Below are 23,113 nucleotides of genomic sequence, written 5' to 3' on the forward strand. Positions count from 1 at the left end.
GGCCACCTGCGGGCCGCTCGCACGGCGGGGTGACGGGCGGGTGCACGACGGGTGCCGCCCGGACCGACAACGGATGACGGGGCGCCCCTCGGGAGCGCCCCGCCGCCGTCCTGCCTCCGTGGACTACTTCGCGTAGTCCCCGACCAGCTCCGCGCCCGTCGCGCGGTCGCCGCGCTCGGTGATCTCGCCCGCGACCCAGGACTCGACGCCCCGGTCCGCCAGCGTGGTCAGGGCGGCGTCCACGAAGTCGGCCGGCACGACCGCCATCATGCCGACGCCCATGTTCAGGGTCTTCTCCAGCTCCAGGCGCTCCACCTGTCCGGCCTTGCCGACCAGGTCGAAGATCGCGCCCGGCGCCCAGGTCGAGCGGTCGACCGTGGCGTGCAGCCCGTCCGGGATCACCCGGGCCAGGTTGGCCGCGAGACCGCCGCCCGTGATGTGGCTGAACGCGTGGACGTCCGTGGTCCGGGTGAGGGCCAGGCAGTCCAGGGAGTAGATCTTCGTGGGCTCCAGGAGCTCCTCGCCGAGCGTGCGGCCCAGCTCGTCGACCCGCTGGTCGAGGGTCATGCCCGCGCGGTCGAAGACCACGTGCCGGACGAGCGAGTACCCGTTGGAGTGAAGACCGGACGAGGCCATGGCGATGACCGCGTCACCCGAACGGATGCGGTCGGCGCCGAGCAGCCGGTCGTGCTCCACGACGCCCGTGCCGGCGCCGGCGACGTCGAAGTCGTCCGGGCCGAGGAGGCCCGGGTGCTCCGCCGTCTCGCCGCCGACGAGGGCGCAGCCGGCGAGGACGCAGCCCTCGGCGATGCCCTTGACGATCGCGGCGACCCGCTCCGGGTGGACCTTGCCGACGCAGATGTAGTCCGTCATGAAGAGCGGCTCGGCGCCGCAGACCACGATGTCGTCCATGACCATCGCGACCAGGTCGTGGCCGATCGTGTCGTACACGCCCATCTGGCGGGCGATGTCGACCTTCGTCCCGACGCCGTCGGTGGCGGAGGCGAGCAGAGGACGCTCGAAGCGCTTGAGGGCGGAGGCGTCGAAGAGGCCGGCGAAGCCGCCCAGGCCGCCGAGGCCCGCGACTTCCGGGCGCTGCGTCTTCTTCACCCACTCCTTCATCAGCTCGACGGCGCGGTCGCCCGCTTCGATGTCGACGCCCGCGGACGCGTAGCTGGCGCCGCCTGCGGCACTGGGGGTCTGAGACATGGGTTCAGAACTTTCGTGTCGTGACTGCTCGCACGGCGGCTGCAGCGGGGTCTTACGGGCGACGCAGGGCGTCGGAGGCCGCCGTGGCGGCCGGGCCGGCGGCCAGCTCGGTCTCCAGGAGCTGCTTGCCGAGCAGCTCGGGGTCCGGCAGCTCCATCGGGTACTCGCCGTCGAAGCAGGCACGGCAGAGGTTCGGCTTCTGGATCGTCGTCGCCTCGATCATCCCGTCGATCGAGATGTACGAGAGCGAGTCCGCCCCCAGCGACTTGCCGATCTCCTCGATCGACATGCCGTTGGCGATCAGCTCCGCGCGGGTGGCGAAGTCGATGCCGAAGAAGCAGGGCCACTTCACCGGCGGCGAGGAGATCCGGATGTGGATCTCGGCCGCGCCGGCCTCGCGGAGCATCTTGACCAGGGCGCGCTGGGTGTTGCCGCGGACGATCGAGTCGTCGACGACCACCAGGCGCTTGCCCTTGATGACGTCCCTGAGGGGGTTCAGCTTCAGCCGGATGCCGAGCTGGCGGATGGTCTGGGAGGGCTGGATGAAGGTGCGCCCGACGTAGGCGTTCTTCACCAGGCCCGCGCCGAAGGGGATGCCGGAGGCCTCGGCGTAGCCGATGGCCGCCGGGGTGCCGGATTCCGGAGTCGCTATCACCAGGTCGGCCTCGACGGGCGACTCCTTCGCCAGGCGGCGGCCCATCTCCACGCGGGAGAGGTACACGTTCCGGCCGGCGATGTCGGTGTCGGGGCGCGCGAGGTACACGTACTCGAAGACACAGCCCTTGGGCTTCGCTTCCGCGAATCGCGAGGTACGGATGCCGTTCTCGTCGATCGCGATCAGCTCGCCCGGCTCGACCTCGCGGACGTAGCTGGCGCCGCAGATGTCGAGGGCGGCGGACTCCGAGGCGACCACCCAGCCGCGCTCCAGGCGGCCGAGGACCAGCGGGCGGATGCCCTGCGGGTCACGGGCCGCGTAGAGCGTGTGCTCGTCCATGAAGACGAGGGAGAAGGCACCCCGGACGTCGGGGAGGATCTTCGCGGCGGCCTGCTCGATGGTGAGCGGCTCGCCGTCCTCGTCGACCTGCGCGGCGAGGAGCGCCGTGAGGAGGTCGGTGTCGTTGGTGGCCGCCACCCGGGTGCTGCGGCCTTCCTTCTTGGGCAGGTCCGCGACCATCTCGGCGAGCTGCGCCGTGTTCACCAGGTTGCCGTTGTGGCCGAGCGCGATCGAGCCGTGGGCGGTCGCCCTGAACGTCGGCTGCGCGTTCTCCCACACGGAGGCCCCGGTGGTCGAGTAGCGGGCGTGACCGACCGCGATATGACCTTGGAGGGAACCGAGAGAGGTCTCGTCGAAGACCTGGGACACGAGGCCCATGTCCTTGAAGACGAGGATCTGGGAGCCGTTGCTGACCGCGATACCCGCGGATTCCTGGCCCCGATGCTGGAGGGCGTAGAGCCCGAAGTACGTGAGCTTTGCGACCTCTTCACCCGGAGCCCAGACACCGAAGACGCCACACGCGTCCTGGGGGCCTTTCTCGCCGGGGAGCAGGTCGTGATTGAGTCGACCGTCACCACGTGGCACGTTCCCGAGTGTAGACGGGGTCGACCACTGGTCCGAATTGAGGAAATGCGGGGTCCGCCCCACTCGTGCGATCACACGAAAAGATCGTCTCGGGTGTGGAGGGGCCCACAAGGCAGGCGCGGTAAGGGATTCCCGCCCCGGGTGCCCTCCGAGCGGACGCTCGTACCAGGCCCGCGGGCCGGCTGCGATGTGACGGAGGGCACCCCGGAGAGCGTCGTTCACCCGGACGCCGGCTGCTCCTGGCCGTCCGTTCCGCCCGTCCTCTCGGAGGTTCCGCCGACGGGGGCGGCCGTCGCGGTCAGGCCCTCGCCGCGGGCGTCGGTGAGCGTCAGCTTCCGGTGGTCCAGGCGGTAGGTCAGCGGGCCGTCGAGGATCTCGTACAGCTGCGTCTCCAGCTGCATCTGCGTGCCGGTGCACATCATCCGGGTCGTCGCCGCGGGTCCCTCGACCGTGAGCTTCTTCCCCTCGACGCGGGCGGTGGCGCCGAAGTCGTTGCAGCCCAGGTTGCCGGAGATCCTGCCGTCGGCGCCGATGACGAGCCGGGCCTTGCCCCCGGTGCCCGGGGTCAGCGAGGACGCGGTGCCCCCGGAGACCAGCCCGTCGATCTTCCAGGTGGTGCCGCGGAGCGGGAGGGCCGGCTCCGCGGTCAGCTCCAGGCCGTTGCGGCCGTCGGCCGAGGCCAGGGTGAGGGTCTCGCCCTGCTGCCGGCCCTTGAGCCGGCCGTCGAAGGCCTTGACCAGGTCCTTCTCGAAGCGCGCCAGGTCCTCGGGGCAGCCGATCTTGGTGATCTCCTTCGGGGAGACGGTCAGGGTGTCCCCCTTCACGTCGACGGTCGCGCCGAAGCTGTTGCAGCCGCTGTTCCCGCCGGCGCGGCCGTCCGTGCCGAACTCGACACGGGCCCCGTCGGGGGCGGCGGACCTGCGGCCGTCGACCGTGACGGCGCCGATCGTCCAGTGGGTGCCGGCGACGACCAGGTCGGGTGCGAGGGAGTCGGATCCGGAGCCGGGACCGGATCCCGAGCTTCCCCCCTCCGTGCCGCAGGCGGCGAGGAAGAGGGCCAGGGCGGCGGCGGATGCGGCGGATGCGAGGGTGCGCGTCGTCTGCGTCTGCATGGGGGTGGGACGGGCCGCGGCGGAAGTCGGTTCCGCTCGGGTTCCGGGAGCGGTGCCACCGGCCCCGGACGTTCCGTAGAGGAACCTCAGCCCATCAGGGGCAGGAGGTCCTTCAGATCGGCCCGCTCGCCGCTCGCGCCGACGCGGGCCGAGGCCAGCTCCGTCGCCCACTCCGCCCGCCCGGTCGCCAGGCGGATCCAGGTCAGCGGGTCGGTCTCCACCACGTTGGGCGGGGTGCCCCGGGTATGCCGGGGGCCCTCGACGCACTGCACCACCGCGAAGGGCGGGATCCGCACCTCGACCGCCCCGCCCGGGGCCTTCGCGGCCAGGGCGTCGGCGAGCAGCCGGGTGCAGGCGGCGAGGGCCTGCCGGTCCTGGGGGACGCCGGCGCCGGTCGCCGCGTTCAGGTCGTCGGTGTGCACCACGAGCTCCACGGTCCGGGTGACCAGGAAGTCCCCGACCGTCATCGCGCCGAACCGGGTCGCCACCAGCCGCTCGTCGGGCACGCCCGCGAGCGCCGCCTCGTACCGCTCCGCCGCCTCCGCGAACAGCGCCGGCAGATCGGCCGTGTCGACCGCCCGGGCGGCCTCGTCGATGCTCGCCGCCGCCGACGCCGTGGCCGCGGGCCAGTCGAGCAGGGCCAGCTCCCGCCGGGCCGGCTCCGGCTCCGCGAGCCGCCGGGCCAGGGAGGAGAGCGCCATCGTCAGATGCGCCGCCAGATCCCGTACCGTCCACTCCCCCAGCCGGGTCGGCCCGTCGAGCTGCTCGGAGGTGAGTCCCCCGACGGCCTCGCGTACGTGGGTGAACTGGGCGAGCACGGCCGCCCTGGTCTTGGCGGAGTCGTAGCGGCGCGCGCGCTTCTTGGCCGGTGGCATGGAGGCGAGGGTAGTCGGAGACTGGAGGGGGAGGGCCGCGGCAGCGCACCTACTCGCCCGAGAGGGGCCGATGAGCGATGGCCGAACACCCTGACGCCGCCCTGATCCGCCGGGGCTTCGAGGCGTGGACCAGAGGAGACATGGAGGCCGTCGGCGCGCTGATGACCTCCGACTGCACGCACCACTCGCCCGGGGAGAGCCAGATATCCGGGCACATCAAGGGCCGGGACAACGTCCTCGACATGTACCGGCGGATGTTCGAGCTCACCCGCGGGGAGATGCGCGTCGAGCTGCAGAGCATCACCGTGGACGGCCGCGGGCACGCCGTGGCGGCGAACCGCTTCTACGCCACCCGCGAGGACATGGGCCTGGGCATCGAGATGAACGGGGCCCTCGTCTTCACCGTCATCGGCGGCAAGATCTCCGACATCGACGAGTGCGTCGAGGACATCGACGTCTCCGACGCCTTCTGGGGTCAGGCCGGGTAGCCGGCCGCGTGCGGCACCTCGAACGTCTCGCCGTTCGCCGGCACGCCCACACCGCGCCGGGTGAACGGCACCCCGCTCGCGGTCTCCGGGTCCGGTCCGTCCATCAGCGGGAAGTGCACGTGCGGCTCGTCTACTCGCATGCGGGAACGGGAAGGCCCCCGCCCGGACCGCTCAGGTCCGGACAGGGGCTTCCCGGTGCTCCGTATCAGGCCAGCAGGCCCGGGATCGTCGCCTCGTGCGCCGACCGCAGCTCCTCCAGGGAGAGCGCGAACTCGCCCTGGACGTCGACCGCGTCGCCGTCGACGACACCGATCCGCGCCGCCGGCAGACCCCGCGCACCGCACATGTCGGTGAAGCGGAGCTCCTCGCTGCGCGGGACGGCGACGACCGCGCGGCCCGCCGACTCGCTGAAGAGGAACGTGAAGGCGTCCAGGCCCTCCGGGACGACCAGGCGCGCGCCGTTCCCGCCGCGCAGGCAGGACTCGACGACCGCCTGCACGAGACCGCCGTCCGACAGGTCGTGCGCCGCGTCGATCATGCCGTCGCGCGAGGCCGAGATCAGGATCTCGCCGAGCAGCTTCTCCCGGTCGAGGTCCACCGCCGGCGGCAGACCGCCGAGGTGCTGGTGGACGACCTCGGACCAGGCCGAGCCGCCGAACTCCTCGCGCGTGTCGCCGAGCAGGTAGAGGAGCTGGCCCTCTTCCGCGAAGGCGATCGGCGTACGGCGGTTCACGTCGTCGATCACACCGAGCACGGCCACGACCGGCGTCGGGTGGATCGCGGTCTCGCCCGTCTGGTTGTACAGGGAGACGTTGCCGCCGGTCACCGGGGTGCCGAGCTGGAGGCAGCCGTCCGCGAGACCACGGGTGGCCTCGGCGAACTGCCACATCACGGCCGGATCCTCGGGCGAACCGAAGTTCAGGCAGTCCGAGATGGCGAGCGGCTTCGCACCGGAGGCGGCGACGTTGCGGTACGCCTCCGCCAGCGCGAGCTGCGCACCCGTGTACGGGTCGAGCTTGGCGTACCGGCCGTTGCCGTCGGTCGCCATGGCCACGCCGAGGTTGGTCTCCTCGTCGATGCGGACCATGCCCGCGTCCTCGGGCTGCGCCAGGACGGTGTTGCCCTGCACGAACCGGTCGTACTGGTCCGTGATCCAGGACTTCGACGCCTGGTTCGGCGACGAGACCAGCTTCAGGACCTGGTCCTTCAGCTCCTCGCCGGTCTGCGGCCGGGGCAGCCTGCCGGCGTCGTCGGCCTGGAGCGCGTCCTGCCACTCCGGGCGGGCGAACGGCCGGTGGTAGACCGGGCCCTCGTGGGCGACCGTGCGCGGCGGCACGTCGACGATCTGCTCGCCGTGCCAGAAGATCTCCAGGCGCTCGCCCTCGGTCACCTCACCGATGACGACCGCGATGACGTCCCACTTCTCGCAGATCTCCAGGAAGCGGTCGACGTGCGCGGGCTCGACGATCGCGCACATGCGCTCCTGCGACTCGCTCATGAGGATCTCCTCGGGCGAGAGCGTGGCGTCGCGCAGGTGGACCTTCTCGAGGTCGACCCGCATGCCGCCGGAGCCCGCGGAGGCCAGCTCGGACGTGGCGCAGGAGAGCCCGGCGCCGCCGAGGTCCTGGATGCCCGCGACCAGCTTCTCCTTGAAGATCTCCAGGGTGCACTCGATGAGGAGCTTCTCCTGGAAGGGGTCGCCGACCTGGACGGCGGGCCGCTTGGCGGGCTTCGTGTCGTCGAAGGTCTCGGACGCGAGGACCGAGACGCCGCCGATGCCGTCGCCGCCGGTGCGGGCGCCGTACAGGATCACCTTGTTGCCGGGGCCGGAGGCCTTGGCGAGGTGGATGTCCTCGTGCTTCATCACGCCGATGCAGCCGGCGTTGACCAGCGGGTTGCCCTGGTAGCAGGAGTCGAAGACGACCTCGCCGCCGATGTTCGGCAGGCCCAGGCAGTTGCCGTAGCCGCCGATGCCGGCGACGACACCGGGCAGCACGCGCTTGGTGTCGGGGTGGTCGGCCGCGCCGAAGCGCAGCGGGTCGACGACCGCGACCGGGCGGGCGCCCATGGCGAGGATGTCGCGGACGATGCCGCCGACGCCGGTGGCCGCGCCCTGGTAGGGCTCGATGTACGAGGGGTGGTTGTGCGACTCGACCTTGAAGGTGACCGCGTACCCCTGGCCCACGTCGACGACGCCGGCGTTCTCGCCGATGCCGACGAGCATGGCGTCGTTCTCCGGGACCTTCTCGCCGAACTGCTTCAGGTGGACCTTGCTGCTCTTGTAGGAGCAGTGCTCGGACCACATGACGGAGTACATGGCGAGCTCGGCGCCGGTGGGACGGCGGCCCAGGATCTCGCGGATGCGCGCGTACTCGTCCTCCTTGAGGCCGAGCTCCTTCCAGGGCTGCTCGCTGTCCGGCGTCTCGCTCGCGTGCTTGACGGTGTCGAGGCTCATCAGGCGTTGACCAGCTTCTTGAGGATCGAGGTGAAGAAACCGAGGCCGTCCGTCTTGCCCGTGCCGATGAGCGGCTCGACGGCGTGCTCGGGGTGCGGCATGAGGCCGACCACGTTGCCCGCGGCGTTGGTGATGCCCGCGATGTCGCGGAGCGAGCCGTTGGGGTTGACGTCGAGGTAGCGGAAGGCGACCCGCCCCTCGGCCTCCAGCTCGTCGAGCACGCGCTCGTCGGCGACGTACCGGCCGTCCATGTTCTTGAGCGGGACCTCGATCTCCTGGCCCGCGGTGTAGTCCGAGGTCCAGGCGGTCTCCGCGTTCTCCACCCGCAGCTTCTGGTCGCGGCAGATGAAGTGGAGGTGGTTGTTGCGCAGCATCGCGCCCGGCAGCAGGTGCGCCTCGGTGAGGATCTGGAAGCCGTTGCAGATGCCGAGGACGGGCATGCCCGCCTTCGCCTGCTCGATGATCGTCTCCATCACCGGCGAGAAGCGGGAGATGGCTCCGGCCCGCAGGTAGTCGCCGTAGGAGAAACCGCCGGCCAGGACCACGGCGTCGACCTGCTTGAGGTCCTTGTCGCGGTGCCAGAGCGATACGGGCTCGGCGCCCGCGAGGCGGGCGGCACGCAGCGCGTCCTGGTCGTCGAGCGTTCCGGGGAACGTGACGACGCCGATGCGTGCGGTCACGACTCCACCTTCACGATGAAGTCTTCGATCACGGTGTTGGCAAGGAAGGTCTCGGCCATCTCATGGATGCGGGCGAGGGCGGCGTCGTCGACCGGACCCTCCACCTCCAGCTCGAAACGCTTCCCCTGACGGACGTCGGCGATTCCGGCGAATCCCAGGCGGGGCAGTGCACGCTGCACCGCCTGCCCCTGAGGGTCGAGGATCTCCGGCTTGAGCATGACGTCGACTACGACGCGTGCCACTGGCACTCCCGGTGGTGTGTTGCGTGGGCGGTTCCCTCAGCGTACCTGTCTCCAAATTCTACGCGGGTAGAGATCTGAAGGATCCTACAAAAGCCAGGCCACGGCGGCACTCCGCCAGGGATCGCGACCCCCACCCCCCACCGAGCCCGCCCGCGCAAAATTCCGGTGAAATATCGCGACCCCGAATCCGCCGGGACACGCTGAAACAATTGCCGGGGCTTCACAATGCGACGCCCGCCGCTGTACAAAGGAATCGAGAAAGAATCAGCATTGTCGCGGCACAGCCGTAAGGTCGGCATCGCCGCACGTCAGGGGCGCCACAAGCGCCTCCACTGCGGCACCGGCCGCAGGAAAGGACCGATATCCGTGGCTCAGCGTGTGGTGGTCACAATCTCCGACGACATGGACGGCGGAGAAGCGGCCGAAACGGTCGCGTTCGGCCTCGACGGGAAGATGTACGAGATCGACCTGAATGCTGCCAATGCAAAGAAACTCCGCAGGGCACTCGCCCCGTACCTCGCCGCCGGCCGCAAGCTGCCGGCGAAGGCCGCGACCGGCCGGAGCGCCTCCCTGGAGTCGTACACGCGCACCTCCCTGGCTCCCGACCCGGCGGCGGTCCGCGCCTGGGCGCAGTCCAACAAGATGGAGGTGCCGGCCCGCGGCCGGATCCCCAAGCGGGTCTACGAGGCCTTCCGCGCCGCGAGCTGAGCAGCGGGCGGGACTCGGGGCCGAACGCGAGGTCGATCCGTGAGGTCAAGCCGTGAGGTCGAGCCGCGGGACCGGCCACGACGGACCGGGACACGGACCGGGGCACGGATCGAGGCGCCGACCGCGGGGGACGGCCGCGGCTCAGCTCACGGCACGGACCGTGAGGGAGGGCCTCGGACCGGGGCGCCGACCGGCGGCCCGCCCGCCCCGCCGACGCGGCCGGGCGGAACCGATTTGCATTGCCCCCCCGATGATCCGCTAGAGTCTGGAACACGCCGAGGGGCAAGGCCGAAAAGCCGAACCCCACGCAGCGTGCGGGTGTAGTTCAGTAGCAGAACAGCCCCCTTCCAGGGGGAAGGCGCAGTGTGCAATTCCTGTCACCCGCTCTGCATCGCAAGACCGAGCACTCCGGTGCATCGGGTAGAGTGGTGCTCGCACCGCCCAGTGAGAGCTGAGCGGCAGCAATGCGGACGTGGCTCAGTTGGTAGAGCATCACCTTGCCAAGGTGAGGGTCGCGAGTTCGAATCTCGTCGTCCGCTCCAGATCGAAGGCCCCGGTTCATCGAACCGGGGCCTTCGACGTGTCCTCACCGTCCCCCCGCCCCATGACATTTGTCAGAAGCGGGTGGTGACAGCGCGCACTGCCGGACGGCCCGCGCCGCCGGAAACCTGGACACATGAGCAACGCGACACCCGCGATCGGCCCGCACCCCGCGATCCCCGCGACCTCCTCGGTCTCCGACGGGCCCGCGATCGAGGCGGAAGGCCTCCGCCGCGGCTACTCCGGCGGCTTCGAGGCCGTCCGCGGCATCTCCTTCACCGTCCGGCGCGGCGAGATCTTCGCCCTCCTCGGCACCAACGGAGCCGGGAAGACCTCCACCGTCGAACTCCTCGAAGGCCTCGCCGCCCCGAGCGCCGGCACCGCCCGCGTCCTCGGCCACGACCCCCACCGCGAACGGGCCGCCGTCCGCCCCCGGATCGGCGTGATGCTCCAGGAAGGCGGCTTCCCCTCCGAACTGACCGTGGCCGAGACCGTACGCATGTGGGCGGGCTGCACCACCCACGCCCGCCCCGCCGCCGAAGCACTCGGCGCCACCGGACTCGGCGGCCGCGAGGGCGTACGGGTCAAGCAGCTGTCCGGCGGCGAACGACGCCGGCTCGACCTCGCCCTCGCCCTCCTGGGCCGGCCCGAGGTCCTCTTCCTCGACGAACCCACCACCGGCCTCGACGCCGAGGGACGCCGCGACACCTGGGAACTCGTCCGCGCCCTCCGCGACGCCGGCACCACCGTCCTGCTCACCACCCACTACCTGGAGGAGGCCGAGACCCTCGCCGACCGGCTCGCGATCATGCACCGCGGCCGGATCGTGCTCTCCGGCACCCCGGCCCAGGTCACCGCCGCCCGGCCGGCCCGCATCCGCTTCACCCTCCCCGCCGGCGTCCCCGCCGCCCGGCTCCCCCTGCGCCTGCGGGCCGCCGAGGACGCGGGACGGGTCGAGATCCGCACCGCGTCGCTCCAGGACGACCTCGCCGCGCTGCTCGGCTGGGCCCAGGAGGAGGGCGTACGGCTCGACGGGCTCGACGCCCGCTCCGCCTCCCTCGAAGAGGCCTTCCTCGACATCGCCGCCGCCGCGGAGACCGTGACCGACGCCCCCACCCCGGAACCGGAGACCGCCCGATGAGCTCCCCCGCCCAGAACCGCACCACCACCCCGGCCCGGCCCGCACCCGGACGGCTCGTCGCCCTCGGACGGCTCGGCGCGCTCGGACGGGCCGAGCTCACCCTCCTCGTCCGCAACCGCACCGCCCTCTTCGGCGCCCTCCTCGTCCCCCTCCTCACCGTGGGAGCGGTCCGCAGCTCCCTGGAGAGCGTCGACCTCGGCAAGGCCGGCACGAGCATCGCCGAGGTCGCCGTCAGCGGCGCCGTCGGCATGGCCCTCCTCATCGGCGTCTACAGCAACCTCGTCGCCGCCTTCGTCGCCCGCCGCGAGACCCTCGTCCTCAAGCGGCTGCGCACCGGCGAACCGACCGACCCCGAGATCCTCACCGGCATCGCACTGCCGGCCGCCGTGCTCGCCCTCGTCCAGAGCGCCGTCCTCACCGCCGGCGGGACCGCCGCCCTCGGCCTCCCCGCACCCGCCGATCCCGAACTGCTCCTCGCCGGCGTGCTCCTCGGTCTCGTCCTGCTCACCGGCCTCGCCGCCGCCACCTCCGCCGTCACCCGCACCCCCGAGAGCGCCCAGCTCACCGCGCTGCCGCTGGTCCTGGTCTCCTCCCTCGGCTCCGGGCTCTTCGTCCCCCTCCGGATGCTCCCCGACGGCATCGCGGCCGCCTGCGAACTGCTGCCGGTGACCGGGATGATGACGCTCGTACGGGCCGGCTGGACCGGCGGCGCGGACCCCGGCGACCTGCTGGGCGCGACCGCGACCACGGTGGCCTGGATCGCCCTCTCGGTGTTTGCTGTCCAGCGGTGGTTCCGCTGGGAGCCCCGGCGCTGAGACAGCCGCCACCGAGTACCGACCGAGGACGAGAGGACGGACCCGCGCCCGTGAAACGGCCCGTGAAGAGCTGGAGCGGCCGGAGCGGCCTGTCCAAGGTCGACCTCTACACCCGCGTCACCGCCTACATGCTGCTCTGGGCCGCGGTCCTCGTCCTCGGCCTCCTGCTCCTGATCCGGCCGATCCGCCACGAGGCCCCGCTCCTCCTGGTCGTCGTCGCCCCGCTGCTCGACCTCGCCAACGGCGTCCTCTGCCACCGCCTGCTGCGCCGCGCCATGGACGCCTACCTCAGGCCCGGAACCGTCCTCCCGCCGCGGGAGGTGCTGCCCGCGGCCGGCGCGGCCGCGGCGACCACCGGGGCCGTGCTCCTCGCGGCGACCGCCACCGACCTGGCCGAACTGCTGCCCGGGATGCTCGCCGCGGCCCTCGTGCCCTTCCTCGCCGGCCACTGCCTGCTCCACCGCCTCCGCTTCGTCGCCCTCCACCAGCTCCTGCTCGCCGGGGTGCTCCTGCTCCTCGTACCGCTCACCGGCCTGAGCCCGGGCCGGAGCCTGGCGGCCGTCGTCACCGTCGTCTTCCTCACCGGCTGGCTCGCCGTCACCGTCCGCCTCTCGCTCTGGGTGCTCGGCGTCGTCTTCGAGCTGCGCGAGGCCCGCGACGTCCAGGCCCGGCTCGCGGTCGCCGAGGAACGGCTGCGCTTCGGCCGCGACCTGCACGACATCCTCGGCAGGAACCTGTCCGTGATCGCCCTCAAGAGCGAACTCGCCGTCCAGCTCGCGCGCCGCGAACGCCCGGAGGCCGTCGACCAGATGATCGAGGTGCAGCGCATCGCGCGGGAGTCCCAGCGCGAGGTGCGCGATGTCGTACGCGGCTACCGCGAGGCGGATCTGCGGGTCGAGCTGGAGGGCGCGCGGGGCGTGCTCGACGCCGCGGGGATCGACTGCGCCGTCGACTCCCCGGGGCCCGCGCTCGACCTGCCCGCCGAGGTCCGGGCGGCGCTGGGCTGGGTGGTCCGGGAGACCACGACGAACGTCCTGCGGCACGGGGACGCACGGCGCTGCGCCATCGCCGTGCGGGAGGAGGGCGGCGCGGTGCTGCTGACGGTGGAGAACGACGGGGCGCGGACGCGGAACGGGACGGAAGGGGAGACGGTGACGGGAACCGGTACGGGCGGGGGTGAGGGGACGGGTGCGGGCACGGGGACGGGGACGGGCACGAGCGCGGGGACGGGTGCCGGGACGGGCACGGGTGCGGGTACGGGTGCCGGGACGGGTACGGACACGGGTGCGGGTCCGGACGCGGACGCGGGTCCGGACGCGGACGCGGGTCCGGACGCGGACGCGGGTGCCGGGACCGGGCTCGTCGGGCTGCGGGAACGGCTCGCGGCGGTCGGCGGGACACTCGACGCCGGACCGGGCGCCGACGGCACGTTCCTCGTGACGGCCCGGATTCCAGTGGCCCGGGCGGAGGCGCGGCGATGACCGCGGCCGAGCACGGACCCGTACCCCTGCCCGAGGAGCGCGGCACCGACGCCCCCGGGCCCGCCGCCGGAGACGCCACCGGTCCCGTACCCGTACCCCCGCGGGTGCGCGTGCTGCTCGCCGACGACGAGCATCTGATCCGCGGAGCGGTGGCCGCGCTGCTCGGCCTGGAGGACGACCTCGTCGTCGTCGCCGAGGCCGCCACCGGGCCCGAGGCGCTCGCCATGGCCCGCGCCCATCGGCCCGACGTCGCCGTGCTCGATCTGCAGATGCCGGGAGCGGACGGTGTGAGGGTCGCCACAGCCCTGCGGGACGAACTGCCCGACTGCCGCACCATGATCGTGACCGGTCACGGCCGTCCCGGGCACCTCAAGCGGGCCCTCTCCGCCGGTGTCCGCGGCTTCGTCCCCAAGACCGTCAGCGCCCGGCGCCTCGCCGAGATCATCCGCTCCGTGCACGCCGGAAACCGTTACGTGGACCCGGAGTTGGCGGCCGACGCCATCGCCTCGGGAGACTCCCCGCTGACCGCGCGGGAGGCCGAGGTGCTCGAACTCTCCGCCGACGGCGCCCCCGTCGCGGAGATCGCCCGCCGCGCCTCGCTCTCCCCCGGGACCGTCCGCAACTACCTCTCCTCCGCCGCCGCGAAACTCGGTGCGGAGAACCGTCATGCGGCAGCGCGTCTCGCGCAGGCGAAAGGTTGGGTATAGTTGGCTCCGCGCTACGGCGCATGCGGACGTGGCTCAGTTGGTAGAGCATCACCTTGCCAAGGTGAGGGTCGCGAGTTCGAATCTCGTCGTCCGCTCCACGAAGAAGCCCCCGGTCGAATCGACCGGGGGCTTTCTCGTGTCCCGAGGCCCGGCCCCCCGGCATGTGTGCCGGGGGGCCGGGGCCGGGGCATCAGAAGCTGTCGGACCAGGGCTCGCCGGTCAGCAGCTCGTACGCCTCCAGGTACTTGGCGCGCGTCGCGTCCACGATCTCCTGCGGGAGCGGCGGCGGGGGCTGCTCGCTCCGGCGGTCCCAGCCGGACGCCGGGGATGTCAGCCAGTCCCGGACGAACTGCTTGTCGTACGACGGCTGGGCGCGGCCCGGCTTCCACTGGTCCGCCGGCCAGAAGCGGGAGGAGTCCGGGGTGAGGACCTCGTCGCCGAGGACGAGGGTCCCGCCGTCGAAGCCGAACTCGAACTTGGTGTCCGCGAGGATGATCCCGCGCTCGCGGGCGATGTCCCGGGCCCGGCCGTACACGTCGAGGGTCGTCCGGCGCAGCGCCGCGGCCGTCTCGGCGCCGACCTGGCGGACGACCTCCTCGTACGACACGTTCTCGTCGTGGTCGCCCACCGCGGCCTTGGTGGCCGGGGTGAAGATCGGGGCGGGCAGCTCGGATCCGTCGGCGAGGCCCTCGGGCAGCGCGAGACCGCAGACCGTACGGGACTCGTCGTACTCCCGGAGGCCGGAGCCGGTGAGGTAGCCGCGGGCGACGCACTCGACCGGGACCATGTTCAGCGACGTGCAGACCGTGGTGCGGCCCGCCCAGTCGGCGGGGGCCCCGGCCGGCACCTCGGTCGAGATCACGTGGTGCGGGACGAGGTCGGCGAGCCGGTCGAACCACCAGAGCGAGAGCCGGGTGAGGACCCGGCCCTTGTCGGGGATCTCGGTGGGCAGCACCCAGTCGTACGCGGACATGCGGTCGCTCGCCACCATCACGAGGTCCCCGTCCTCGTTCCGGTACAGGTCGCGCACCTTGCCCGTGTGGAGATGGGTGAGGCCCGGGACCTGGACGGGCTCGGGCTTTTCTACGAATCCGGACACGGTTCCTCCGCGTAGGTTGATCCAGGAGCGTGTCCGATTCTCTCGCACATCCGGGCGGCCCCGGCCGCCGGGCCGTGTGACCCCCCGCTCAGTCGCTCTCGGTCCCGGCCAGGCCCGCCCGGTCGCTCGCAGGCCCGCTCAGTCCCTCTTGCAGATCCGGTCGAGGAGGTTCGCGGTGGCGCGCTGGACGCGGGCGTCGACGTGGCCGGGCCGGTCGAGCGCCGGCGACCAGGCGAAGGTGCCCGAGGCGAAGACCCAGGCGCCCGACGGCGCGCGGTACAGACTCGTCTCCTGGTGGCGCAGCGCCCCCTCGCCGTCGCGGTACGGCGAGTGGGCGAGCAGCATGCGGCCCTCGTGCTCGGGCAGCGCCGTACGCGGGAAGTAGCGGTCGGCCTCGCCCGCGACCAGGCCGGGGAGCTCGTCGCCGTCCCCGGCGCCGGTCGCGTCCCAGAGCCAGTGCTCGGCGTTCCGCACGACGAGCGGGTGCGGTTCGGGCACCCGGCCCGCGTACTGGATGCCGAGGAGCTGCTGCTCGGGCCGGTCGACCTCGCGCCAGAGCGCGGGGCGGCCCGGGCCGCGGCGCTTGCGGCAGGTCAGGAGCCGGTCCGGCACCCCGGACGGCGAGGGGCCCAGCTCCACCTGCCAGTACATGGTGTTGGCGGAGAGGAAGACCAGCGACGTGCCGTGGTCGCGGGCCTGCTCGACGGTCCTGCGCATCGGCACCGACCAGTACTCGTCGTGCCCCGGGAAGACCAGCCCCCGGTACCGGCCCGGATCGACCCGGCCCGCGTGCAGGTCGCGGGTCTCGGCGTACGCCAGGTCGTACCCGTAGCGCTCGGCCCAGCGGATGAAGTCGTACGCGTGCCCGACGTGGAGCGGCAGTCCCGCGCCCGCGTACGGCCGGTCGAAGGAGACGGTGACGGCCGCGTCCTGCTCGCCGAGCAGCCGGCCCTCCTCGTCCCACGCGTGGTAGAGGCTGGCGCCGGTGTGCCCGTCCTCCGGATAGAGGTTGTACGCCTGCCACGTCACGTCCGGGAGGACCAGCAGCAGATCGGCCGGATGGTCGTCGCGGACCGTGAACGGGATGTGCGAGCGGTAGCCGTCGGCGGTGGTGAGCACGGCGACGTACGCGCCGATCGACCAGTAGGACGGCACCTGCAGCCGCCAGGACTGCCACCAGTGGTGGCAGGAGACCGTGCGGTCGGCGGTCAGCGGCGCCGGCTGGACGATCCCGGAGAGCCGCGGGCTCGTGGTGATCTTCGCGGCGCCGTCGCCGCCGTAGTGGCCGATCCGGTAGATGTCGACCGAGAACTGCTGCGGCGGGTCCACCGTGACGTGGAAGTCGATCGACTCGCCGGGCGCCACGGCCCCGTCGGAGGCGAACCCCTTGATCTGGCGGCGAACGTCGTCGGCCGTGCGCGGGCCGCCGCTGCCGCCCCGGGCCAGGATCTCGTCCGCGTACCAGGGGACCATCTGCCCGGTGTCGTCGAAGTAGTTCTCGGAACCGCGCAGCCAGGGCAGCGGGCCCTGGCCGAAGGGGTCCGTGACGGCGTGCGCCAGCGCACCCGACTCCCACCGCCTGATCTGATCCGCCCCCATGCTGCGCCCCTCCCTCGACTCCCCCGGGTCGGCTGGTCAGTGCCCGTGTGCTCGCGCCGGCTCGTGCCTCTGGTCCAGGCGCCCGGTGGGGCGCCCGCTGGAGGCCCTCGGTCGGGACCTCGGTTCGGGCCGTGCACCGGGCGCCCGCTTTCGGACACCTGGCCGTGGCCTCTGGTTCGTGCCTCTGTCAGTGGCGGTCTCCAGCACATCACATAACGCACGCACTCCGTCACCGTTCGTCGTGAATTGGCGAGAGTGGAAGCCGGGGCTCCGAAACGCGGGCGCTCCGGTGGTGCGTCCGGGCCGCCTCCGGGGCTCCCCCGGAGGCCTCAGACCAGCCGTACGGGCTTCTCGGGGCGCACCCCGGTCCGAGCCAGCCAGTCCCTCAGCGGCTCCGGGTCGCCGTCCTCGACGAGCGCGAGCACCCGGGGACCGAGGTCCACCGCCCGCACGCCGCCGACCAGGAGCGCCGGGCCGTCGAGCCAGTCGAGTCCCGGGGCCGCCTCGGCGGTGTCCACGGCCGCGCAGCAGACCATCGCGGTGACGTGGTCGGCGAGCAGGTCGCGGCCCGAGCGGGGCGGCTGGAGCGGGAAGAGCGGCAGCGGGCCGTCCGGGCCGCTGACCGCGACGGGGAGTGCGGTGCCGGGGTGCCGGTCGTCCTTCCCGGCGCGGGCCGCCGCCTCCGCCGACCGGGCCGTCGCGGCCACCCGCGCCTCGCGGGCCGCCTCCTCGCGCGCCAGGAGCGCGCTGAGTGCCCCGGCGAGCGCCTCGGCGGCGGGGTTGAAGACCTCGTCGTCCTCGTCGTCTTCGTCGTCCTCGTCGAGGACCGTGTCCGGATCGAGGTCCCCGGCCAGGTCGAGATCGGCGGCGGGGTCGGCGTCGCCGGCGTCGGGGCCGAAGGCCGTGGCGGGGGCCGGGGCGGCGTCGGGGGCGGGGGCCGTGGCGGGGTCGCCGGCGGCCTCTCGCGGTTCAGTCCCTCCCGGTACGGCTTCTCGCCGTACGGCGTCCTCGGCATCGGCGTCCGGGGCATCGGCGTCCGGGGCGAGGGCGGCTCCCGGGGCAGCCGAGCGGACGGCGGTGTCGGTGTCGGCGGCGGTGCGGGCCGGGGCTTCGGAGGGTGTGCCATCGGGAGTGCGGCCGGGAGCGAGCGGGTGTGCCTCGGGGCCCGTGCCGTCCGGGGCCGCGTCGGCCGGCTTCGCGGGTTCCGTGGCGAGGTGGGCGATCACCCGGGTCAGGGTCGGGCCCTCGGCCACGCCCTGGCCGTCCGCGCCGGCGGCGCCGGAGTCCGCCCGGCCGAGCCCGTCGAGGACCTGGTGCAGCCTGGCCGCGTCGGTACGCCACTTCCGGTCGACGACCTCCTCCGGATACTGGCTCCACTCCACCGGGGACCAGTCGGGGCCGGGTGCGGCCGGGCCGCCGTGGAAGAGACGGGCGGCGAGCAGCGAGGTGGCCTCGTCGACGGCGCCGGGCTCCTCCAGGAGGTCGCAGGCGGGCCGCTCGCCGAGCCGGGACGAGAAGCCGTCCGCGAGCCGGTCGCGGCGGGAGAGCTCGGTCAGGGCGGAGACCACGCCGGCGTCGAGCTTGGCGGGCCAGCGGCCCATCCGCCAGGCGGGCAGCGCGACCCGGGTCAGGAGTCGGTCCCAGCCCGCGTACGCCAGGCCGACCTGCTCCTGGGCGACGATCCGCACCCCGTAGTCCACGGCCTGGGCGCGCTCCGAGCCGGCGGCGGCGACCCCGCGCTCCATCTCGGCGGCGTGCCCGCGACAGGCGCGCAGGAGGACCCGGGCGATCCGGCCGACGCCGTGCGCGCCGAGTCGGCGGACCGGGTCGAGACCGGGCGTCGTGGGCACGGCCACGGCGGCGTCGAGGCCGCGGACGAACCGGCGGGCCGCGGCTATGTCCGGGTGCGCGGCGGGGCCGGTGCCGGCGACGACGGGGGCGAGGACCGCCCGCAGCTCGCCGACCCGCATCCACCACAGGAAGGGGGAGCCTATGACGAGGACGGGGGCGCCCTCGCCGTCCCCGTCACCGCTCGGGGTGCGCAGCGCGCGGTGGGCCCGGTGGGTGCGGTCCTCCAGCCAGCTGTCGCAGTCCGGGGTCAGGGCTATCGCCGCCGGCGCCGGGACGTCGAGCCGGTCGGCCAGGTCGCGGACGAGCCGGTAGAGGTCGGGCGCGGCGGTCTCGGAGAGCTCCACCGTCGGCGTGGCGGCCGGGCGGGCCCGCGCGACGACGAGGGCCACGGCGGTGGCCGCGAGGAGGACGACGACCGCGAGGACGGTCACCACCCAGCGGGCCGCGTCCCAGCCGGAGCCGGTGAAGTGGCCGGTGGCCCCGCCCGCGTACAGGACGACGGCCACGGCGGCGGGCAGGACCGCGAGGCCCAGCGCCCTGCCGCGGACCCGGAGGACGGCGAGGGCCCGGGAGCGCGCGGCGCGCGCTCCCCACTCCTCGCCGACAACGGAGCCGGTACCGGTCACGCCGTTCATCACCCCCTCCTGCCCGTGTCGGGACTGCCTGTGGCGGTGTTGCTCACTCCCCCACTGTGGCACCCGTCACTGACATCGCAATGCCGGTGGGCCAAGTGCCGGAACGCCTTCGCCGCACCCTAGTTGGGGCTTCGGCGGGAGTCATCCGGATGGCTCAGTCGTCACTCGAAGGTATGGCTTTGGGCAAAGGTGATGGATTTCGCGCGGCCGTACGATCCACCGCACGGCCGCGCGAGAGGACAGCGGTCCCGTCAGGCCTCCGAGGCCTTCCGCGCGATGTCCGTGCGGTGCTGGGAGCCGTCAAGGCGGATACGCCCGACCGCCGCGTAGGCGCGCTCGCGGGCCTGGGCCAGGTCCGTTCCGGTCGCGGTGACCGAAAGGACGCGGCCGCCCGCGCTGACGACCGCGTCACCGTCCCGCTTCGTACCGGCGTGGAGCACGTACGCGTGCGGGGCGTCCTTCTCGGCGACCTCGTCGAGGCCCTCGATCGGGTCGCCCGTGCGCGGGGTCTCCGGGTAGTTGTGCGAGGCGACGACCACGGTGACCGCGGCCTCGTCGCTCCAGTTCAGCGGGGCCTGGTCGTCCAGGGTGCCGTTGGCGGAGTTCAGCAGCACGCCGGCCAGCGGGGTGCGGAGCCGGGCCAGCACGACCTGGGTCTCGGGGTCGCCGAAGCGGGCGTTGAACTCGATGACGCGGACGCCGCGGCCGGTGATCGCCAGACCCGCGTACAGCAGGCCGGAGAAGGGGGTGCCGCGGCGACGCAGCTCGTCGACCGTCGGCTGGAGGACAGTCCCGAGGACCTCCTCGACCAGCTTGGGGTCGGCCCAGGGCAGCGGCGAGTAGGCGCCCATGCCGCCGGTGTTCGGGCCCTCGTCGTCGTCGAGCGCGCGCTTGAAGTCCTGCGCGGGCTGGAGCGGGAGGACGGTGGTGCCGTCGGTGATGGCGAAGAGGGAGACCTCGGGGCCGTCGAGGAACTCCTCGATGACCACGCGGTCGCACGCGAGCGCGTGGGCCCGGGCCTGGGCCAGGTCGTCGGTGACGACCACGCCCTTTCCGGCGGCGAGGCCGTCGTCCTTCACGACGTACGGGGCGCCGAAGGCGTCGAGCGCCTCGTCGATCTCCTCCGGGGTCGTGCAGACGTAGCTGCGGGCGGTCGGCACCCCGGCGCCGGCCATGACGTCCTTGGCGAACGCCTTGGAGCCCTCCAGCTCCGCCGCCTCCCGGGAGGGGCCGAAGGCGGGGATGCCGGCTGCGCGGACGGCGTCGGCGACGCCGGCGACGAGCGGAGCCTCCGGGCCGACGACGACCAGGCCGGCGCCGAGCTCGGTGGCGAGGCGCGCGACGGCTTCGCCGTCCAGCTGGTCGACGGGGTGCAGCTCGGCGACCTCCGCGATTCCGGCGTTGCCGGGCGCGCAGTGCAGAGCGGTGACGTCGGGATCGAGGGAGAGAGAGCGGCACAGGGCGTGTTCGCGGGCGCCGCCGCCGATGACGAGGACCTTCACGCCAGTCAGGGTAGCCCGAGGACCGGGATGCCCCTTGTGCGGGCCACTGAACGAGACGCCCCTACTCGTTCGTGTATTCCTCCACAACCGTGGCCCCGAGCTCGCGCACGATCAGGTCGTGCCCGGAGAGCGCGGAGTCGACGAGGTCCGGGTCGTCCTCCTCCGGCATGTCGTCCTCGGGCGCAACGGACTGCGGCGCGGGCGGCGTGTACGCGGGCGCGGGCGGCTGCGCCGGGGCGGGCGCCGAGGCCTGCGCCGACGGGAACGAGGACGAGGACGGCGCCGACGGCGCGGGGGCGGGCGGCGGGGCCTGCTGGAAGGAGGGCGCCGGGGCGGCGGGCGCCTGCGGGCGGCCGAAGCCCCCGGTGCCGCCCGACCCGCCGAAGCCGGTGGCGGCGGGCGGCGGGGCGGAGCCGCCGGAGGGGTCGATGATCGCCTCGATCTTCCAGTTCACGTTGAACTGCTCGGCGAGGGCCTGCTTCAGGACGTCCTCGCTGCCGCTGCTCGCGAAGTTGTCGCGGGCTCCCGCGTTGAGGAAGCCGAGCTGGAGTGTCGTCCCGTCGAAGCCCGCGACCTGCGCGTTCTGGCTGAGCAGGATCCAGGTGAAGCGGCGCCGGTTCTTCACGGCGTCCAGGATCTGCGGCCACAGGTTCCGCACCTGCGCCGTGTCACCGCCACCGCCGCCCGACGCGGCGGGGGCCGGGGCCGACGGCGCGGGCTGCGCGTGCACGGGCGCGGGGGCGGCGGGCACGGCGGGCGCGGACGCACCGGGCCAGGCACCCGGCGCACCGCCGCCGGCACCGGGCCAGGCGCCCGGGCGGGGGCCGGCGGGCGGCGCCTGAACGGGCTCCGCCGCGGGCGCGGGCGCCGGTGCGGGCTGCGCGGGGGCCTGTACCGGCACGGGCGGCACGGCGGGGGCCGGCGGGGGCGGGGCCATCGGCGTGTGGGCGTCGGGCCCGGGGACGTACCCCATGGCGGGCGTCGGCGCCCCGGGCGTGAAGACGGGCGCCGGTCCGGATGCGGCACCGCGCTCCAGCCGGTCGAGGCGCGCCTGGACGGACCGCTCGTCGTCGAAGGCGGCGGGCAGCAGCACGCGGGCGCAGATGAGCTCCAGCTGGAGCCGCGGCGAGGTGGCGCCCCGCATCTCGGTCAGTCCGGTGTTGACCAGGTCGGCGGCCCGGCTGAGCTCGGCGGCGCCGAACACGGACGCCTGTGCCTGCATGCGCTCGATGACGTCGGCCGGCGCGTCGATGAGCCCCTTCTCGGCGGCGTCCGGCACGGCGGCCAGGATCACCAGGTCGCGCAGCCGCTCCAGGAGGTCGGCGACGAACCGGCGCGGGTCGTTGCCGCCCTCGATGACCGTGTCGACGACCTCGAACGCGGCGGCGCCGTCACCGGCGGCGAAGGCCTCCACGACCGCGTCGAGCAGCGAGCCGTCCGTGTAGCCGAGCAGGGAGGTCGCCATGCCGTACGTCACACCGTCGTCGGCGGCGCCGGCGAGCAGCTGGTCCATCACGGACATCGAGTCACGCACGGAACCGGCGCCGGCCCGCACCACGAGCGGCAGCACGCCGTCCTCGACGGGGATGCCCTCGCGGCCGCAGACCTCGCGCAGGTACTCCCGCAGGGTGCCGGGCGGGACGAGCCGGAAGGGGTAGTGGTGGGTGCGGGACCGGATCGTCCCGATGACCTTCTCGGGCTCGGTCGTCGCGAAGATGAACTTGAGGTGCTCCGGCGGCTCCTCGACCACCTTCAGCAGGGCGTTGAAGCCCGCCGGGGTGACCATGTGGGCCTCGTCGATGATGTAGATCTTGTACCGGCTCGACGCGGGCCCGAAGAAGGCCTTCTCGCGCAGGTCGCGGGCGTCGTCCACACCACCGTGCGAGGCGGCGTCGATCTCGATGACGTCGATCGACCCCGGCCCGTTCCGCGCGAGGTCACGACAGGACTGGCACTCCCCGCAGGGCGTGGGCGTCGGCCCCTGCTCGCAGTTCAGACACCGCGCGAGGATCCGCGCACTGGTCGTCTTGCCACAGCCACGGGGCCCGCTGAACAGGTACGCGTGATTGACCCGGTTGTTCCGCAGGGCCTGCTGCAACGGGTCGGTGACATGCTCCTGCCCGATGACCTCGGCGAAGGACTCGGGGCGATAGCGGCGGTAGAGCGCGAGAGACGACACAGGTACGAGGTTATAGGCGCCCACCGACAACCCGGGAAAAGCCTGGGTGGGGCCGGGAGCGGCGGGGTGGGGTGGACGAGCAGCCGGGGTGCGCGGCCGGGCCGCCGGACGGGGGTGGGACCTGGGGGCTCCGGTCGAGGGCGAGGGCGAGGGCGCGATCCGCTCCGGTCGAGGTCGAGGTCGCGGTCGCGATCCGCTCCGGTCGACGTCGAGGTC

The 23,113-nt window shown here is 73.3% G+C and carries 19 protein-coding genes and 3 tRNA genes; 9 read left to right on the plus strand and 13 right to left on the minus strand.

What is annotated here, in order from left to right; translation table 11 throughout:
• Positions 1–123: 123 nt before the first annotated feature.
• The 4 genes from purM to ACY0MR_RS17590 all read right to left on the minus strand — a co-directional run bounded on the left by purM (position 124) and on the right by ACY0MR_RS17590 (position 4,775).
• A complete protein-coding gene (purM, locus tag ACY0MR_RS17575) occupies positions 124–1,209 on the minus strand; it encodes a phosphoribosylformylglycinamidine cyclo-ligase (RefSeq protein ID WP_361859553.1) in 1,086 nt (361 codons plus the stop codon).
• Positions 1,210–1,261: 52 nt separating this feature from the next.
• On the minus strand, positions 1,262–2,788 hold the full coding sequence (gene purF, locus ACY0MR_RS17580; protein ID WP_361859556.1) for an amidophosphoribosyltransferase: 1,527 nt from the start codon (positions 2,786–2,788) through the stop codon (positions 1,262–1,264).
• Positions 2,789–3,006: 218 nt separating this feature from the next.
• Positions 3,007–3,900 carry an META domain-containing protein gene (locus ACY0MR_RS17585; RefSeq protein ID WP_473561524.1) on the minus strand — a complete coding sequence of 298 codons (894 nt, stop codon included), beginning with the start codon at positions 3,898–3,900 and terminating at the stop codon, positions 3,007–3,009.
• 86 nt (positions 3,901–3,986) lie between these two features.
• Positions 3,987–4,775: a maleylpyruvate isomerase family mycothiol-dependent enzyme gene (locus ACY0MR_RS17590; RefSeq protein ID WP_473561526.1), complete on the minus strand. Its 789-nt coding sequence runs from the start codon at positions 4,773–4,775 to the stop codon at positions 3,987–3,989.
• A gap of 77 nt (positions 4,776–4,852) precedes the next feature.
• On the opposite strand from ACY0MR_RS17590, the gene ACY0MR_RS17595 reads away from it, so the two are divergent.
• On the plus strand, positions 4,853–5,263 hold the full coding sequence (locus ACY0MR_RS17595) for a nuclear transport factor 2 family protein (protein ID WP_388801096.1): 411 nt from the start codon (positions 4,853–4,855) through the stop codon (positions 5,261–5,263).
• Here the strand turns inward: ACY0MR_RS17595 and ACY0MR_RS17600 are convergent.
• The 4 genes from ACY0MR_RS17600 to purS form a co-directional block, all read right to left on the minus strand.
• On the minus strand, positions 5,251–5,403 hold the full coding sequence (locus ACY0MR_RS17600) for a hypothetical protein (RefSeq protein ID WP_473561529.1): 153 nt from the start codon (positions 5,401–5,403) through the stop codon (positions 5,251–5,253). The genes ACY0MR_RS17595 and ACY0MR_RS17600 overlap by 13 nt on opposite strands.
• Positions 5,404–5,468: 65 nt before the next feature.
• Positions 5,469–7,718, minus strand: coding sequence for a phosphoribosylformylglycinamidine synthase subunit PurL (gene purL, locus ACY0MR_RS17605; RefSeq protein ID WP_473561531.1), 2,250 nt, complete (start codon positions 7,716–7,718; stop codon positions 5,469–5,471).
• Positions 7,718–8,398, minus strand: coding sequence for a phosphoribosylformylglycinamidine synthase subunit PurQ (gene purQ, locus ACY0MR_RS17610; protein WP_030209636.1), 681 nt, complete (start codon positions 8,396–8,398; stop codon positions 7,718–7,720). The genes purL and purQ overlap by 1 nt, the downstream gene beginning before the upstream one ends.
• Positions 8,395–8,640 (minus strand): phosphoribosylformylglycinamidine synthase subunit PurS, encoded by a 246-nt coding sequence (gene purS, locus ACY0MR_RS17615; RefSeq protein WP_017240564.1) that lies wholly within the window; start codon positions 8,638–8,640, stop codon positions 8,395–8,397. The genes purQ and purS overlap by 4 nt, the downstream gene beginning before the upstream one ends.
• A gap of 366 nt (positions 8,641–9,006) precedes the next feature.
• On the opposite strand from purS, the gene ACY0MR_RS17620 reads away from it, so the two are divergent.
• From ACY0MR_RS17620 to ACY0MR_RS17655, 8 genes are all read left to right on the plus strand, one after another.
• A complete protein-coding gene (locus ACY0MR_RS17620) occupies positions 9,007–9,348 on the plus strand; it encodes a histone-like nucleoid-structuring protein Lsr2 (protein ID WP_473561534.1) in 342 nt (113 codons plus the stop codon).
• Between the two features lie 314 nt (positions 9,349–9,662).
• Positions 9,663–9,734, plus strand: a tRNA-Gly gene (locus ACY0MR_RS17625).
• Positions 9,735–9,814: 80 nt separating this feature from the next.
• Positions 9,815–9,890, plus strand: a tRNA-Gly gene (locus tag ACY0MR_RS17630).
• Between the two features lie 134 nt (positions 9,891–10,024).
• Entirely contained in the window at positions 10,025–11,029 is a 1,005-nt protein-coding gene (locus tag ACY0MR_RS17635; protein ID WP_404084183.1) for an ABC transporter ATP-binding protein, read from the plus strand.
• Positions 11,026–11,844: an ABC transporter permease gene (locus tag ACY0MR_RS17640; RefSeq protein WP_404084181.1), complete on the plus strand. Its 819-nt coding sequence runs from the start codon at positions 11,026–11,028 to the stop codon at positions 11,842–11,844. Before ACY0MR_RS17635 ends, ACY0MR_RS17640 begins: the two co-directional genes overlap by 4 nt.
• A 62-nt stretch (positions 11,845–11,906) precedes the next feature.
• On the plus strand, positions 11,907–13,325 hold the full coding sequence (locus ACY0MR_RS17645) for a sensor histidine kinase (RefSeq protein ID WP_473561827.1): 1,419 nt from the start codon (positions 11,907–11,909) through the stop codon (positions 13,323–13,325).
• A complete protein-coding gene (locus ACY0MR_RS17650) occupies positions 13,322–14,032 on the plus strand; it encodes a response regulator (protein WP_388801079.1) in 711 nt (236 codons plus the stop codon). The genes ACY0MR_RS17645 and ACY0MR_RS17650 overlap by 4 nt, the downstream gene beginning before the upstream one ends.
• 22 nt (positions 14,033–14,054) lie before the next feature.
• Positions 14,055–14,130: transfer RNA gene (locus ACY0MR_RS17655), tRNA-Gly, on the plus strand.
• A gap of 92 nt (positions 14,131–14,222) precedes the next feature.
• Here ACY0MR_RS17655 and ACY0MR_RS17660 read toward each other — a convergent pair.
• The 5 genes from ACY0MR_RS17660 to ACY0MR_RS17680 all read right to left on the minus strand — a co-directional run bounded on the left by ACY0MR_RS17660 (position 14,223) and on the right by ACY0MR_RS17680 (position 22,897).
• On the minus strand, positions 14,223–15,131 hold the full coding sequence (locus ACY0MR_RS17660; protein WP_392866721.1) for a phosphoribosylaminoimidazolesuccinocarboxamide synthase: 909 nt from the start codon (positions 15,129–15,131) through the stop codon (positions 14,223–14,225).
• A gap of 138 nt (positions 15,132–15,269) precedes the next feature.
• A complete protein-coding gene (locus ACY0MR_RS17665) occupies positions 15,270–16,730 on the minus strand; it encodes a N,N-dimethylformamidase beta subunit family domain-containing protein (protein WP_361856395.1) in 1,461 nt (486 codons plus the stop codon).
• A gap of 329 nt (positions 16,731–17,059) precedes the next feature.
• On the minus strand, positions 17,060–19,216 hold the full coding sequence (locus tag ACY0MR_RS17670) for a M48 family metalloprotease (RefSeq protein ID WP_473561537.1): 2,157 nt from the start codon (positions 19,214–19,216) through the stop codon (positions 17,060–17,062).
• Positions 19,217–19,467: 251 nt separating this feature from the next.
• Complete coding sequence (gene purD, locus ACY0MR_RS17675; RefSeq protein WP_473561539.1) at positions 19,468–20,718, minus strand: phosphoribosylamine--glycine ligase; 1,251 nt, start codon at positions 20,716–20,718, stop codon at positions 19,468–19,470.
• Between the two features lie 61 nt (positions 20,719–20,779).
• Complete coding sequence (locus ACY0MR_RS17680) at positions 20,780–22,897, minus strand: DNA polymerase III subunit gamma and tau (RefSeq protein ID WP_473561541.1); 2,118 nt, start codon at positions 22,895–22,897, stop codon at positions 20,780–20,782.
• Positions 22,898–23,113: the final 216 nt, after the last annotated feature.

The organism is Streptomyces sp. JN8 (assembly GCF_055808075.1).

Coding starts and splice junctions, on each gene's coding strand:
- ACY0MR_RS17590 (WP_473561526.1), bottom strand. CDS start 4,775: ATGCCACCGGCCAAGAAGCGCGCGCGCCGCTACGACTCCGCCAAGACC.
- ACY0MR_RS17635 (WP_404084183.1), top strand. CDS start 10,025: ATGAGCAACGCGACACCCGCGATCGGCCCGCACCCCGCGATCCCCGCG.
- ACY0MR_RS17665 (WP_361856395.1), bottom strand. CDS start 16,730: ATGGGGGCGGATCAGATCAGGCGGTGGGAGTCGGGTGCGCTGGCGCAC.
- ACY0MR_RS17600 (WP_473561529.1), bottom strand. CDS start 5,403: ATGCGAGTAGACGAGCCGCACGTGCACTTCCCGCTGATGGACGGACCG.
- purL (WP_473561531.1), bottom strand. CDS start 7,718: ATGAGCCTCGACACCGTCAAGCACGCGAGCGAGACGCCGGACAGCGAG.
- ACY0MR_RS17585 (WP_473561524.1), bottom strand. CDS start 3,900: ATGCAGACGCAGACGACGCGCACCCTCGCATCCGCCGCATCCGCCGCC.
- ACY0MR_RS17595 (WP_388801096.1), top strand. CDS start 4,853: ATGGCCGAACACCCTGACGCCGCCCTGATCCGCCGGGGCTTCGAGGCG.
- ACY0MR_RS17640 (WP_404084181.1), top strand. CDS start 11,026: ATGAGCTCCCCCGCCCAGAACCGCACCACCACCCCGGCCCGGCCCGCA.
- purM (WP_361859553.1), bottom strand. CDS start 1,209: ATGTCTCAGACCCCCAGTGCCGCAGGCGGCGCCAGCTACGCGTCCGCG.
- ACY0MR_RS17670 (WP_473561537.1), bottom strand. CDS start 19,216: ATGAACGGCGTGACCGGTACCGGCTCCGTTGTCGGCGAGGAGTGGGGA.
- ACY0MR_RS17650 (WP_388801079.1), top strand. CDS start 13,322: ATGACCGCGGCCGAGCACGGACCCGTACCCCTGCCCGAGGAGCGCGGC.